This window comes from Stenotrophomonas rhizophila, assembly GCF_020857975.1.
Taxonomy (GTDB): Bacteria; Pseudomonadota; Gammaproteobacteria; order Xanthomonadales; family Xanthomonadaceae; genus Stenotrophomonas; species Stenotrophomonas rhizophila_C.
This window is the reverse complement of record NZ_JACWUO010000042.1, coordinates 1-1464: the sequence shown is the minus strand read 5'-3', so window position 1 is coordinate 1464 and position 1464 is coordinate 1. Positions and strand designations below refer to the sequence as shown.

Here is a 1464-nt window from a genome sequence, read left to right as displayed (position 1 = left end):
GGAAGTGAAACGCAGCTGCGCCGATGGTAGTGTGGCCTAAGCCATGCGAGAGTAGGTCATCGCCAGGGTTTATACCCCAAAACCCCGCTGCTCACGCAGCGGGGTTTTTTCTTTGTGCGTCCACACGCCATCACGCCGGTAGGGTCGGTGCCCAAACGACTGCCGATAACAGCGATGGGTGCTTTGACGCCGGGGCCCGTATCGAAGCGGTGTGCCAGCTGCGAAGAGCCCTCTCCGTTGATTGCAATGCCATCAACGGGCACGGACCGTGCAATGGCAGTCGATCGGGATGCGACCCTACCGGGGCCCCGGCATTTGGGTCGCGCATGGCTCCCGGTAGGGTCGGTTCCCAAACGACTGCCGATAACGGCGGTGGGTGCTTTGACGCCGGGACCCATACCGAAGCGTGCTTCTGCCGTGCAGAGCCTTCCCGGTGATTGCAATGCCATCACCGAACGCGGGCCGTGCAATGGCAGTCGATCGGGATGCGACCCTACCAGCGCGGGTGCCGCCGCGGCGGCATCCGGGTCGCGCATGGCCCCCGGTAGGGTCGGTTCCCAAACGACTGCCGATAACGGCGGTGGGTGCATTGACGCAGTGGCCCAGGCCGAAGTGGTGCCCAGCCACATAGAGCCTTCCCCGTTGATTGCAATGCCATCACCGAACGCGGACCGTGCGATGGCAGTCGATCGGGATGCGACCCCACCGGCGCGGACAACGCCCGATCACGCATTCCGCATTCTTCCGACGCCTGATTCCGTCTCTTCCGGATGGTCTGGGCCACGCCTACGCCCGACGCTGGAGGCATGTCCAGTTCCCGTCTGTTGATCGGGCGCCGCTCATTGCGGGGTGCCTTCTATATGTTGACCACCCGGGTGGCCGACCGCCGCAAGGTGTTCGTCGACGCGGCCAGCGTCGAATGCGTGGTGGAAGCGCTGCGCTGTTCCGATCGCGAACACCGCTCGCGTACCCTGGCATGGGTGGTGATGCCCGACCATGTGCATTGGTTGATGCAGTTGCGTGAAGGCAATATCAGCCGCTGCATGCAGGCATTCAAATCGCGCTCATCGCGCGCCTTGAACCTGCACCGGCATACCGAGGGGGCGTTCTGGCAGCGTGGTTTCTACGACCATTGCGTGCGTTCGGACGAGTCGTTGGAGAACCAGGCCAGGTACCTGATCGAAAACCCGATCCGCGCCGGGTTGGTCGCCGGCGTAGGTGAGTACCCTTATCTCTGGACGCGCTGGCCGATGGAGGCGTCTCCAGCCGCTTCGGCGGCCGCGGGTGACGCCTCGGCCGAGCAGGGTCCCCATCGGTAGGGTCGGTTCCCAAACGACTGCCGACAACGACGATGGGTGCTTTGACGCCGGGACCCGTATCGAAGCGATGCCCCAGCTACACAGAGCCCTCCCCGGTGATTGCAATGCCATCACCGGGCGCGGGCCGTGCAACGGCAGTCGATCG

General features: G+C 64.3%; 1 protein-coding gene. It reads left to right on the top strand.

What is annotated here, in order from left to right:
• Positions 1-806: 806 nt before the first annotated feature.
• Positions 807-1319, top strand: a complete 513-nt coding sequence (locus IC535_RS18680; protein ID WP_228887737.1) for an REP-associated tyrosine transposase — start codon at positions 807-809, stop codon at positions 1317-1319.
• The last annotated feature ends 145 nt before the right edge of the window (positions 1320-1464 follow it).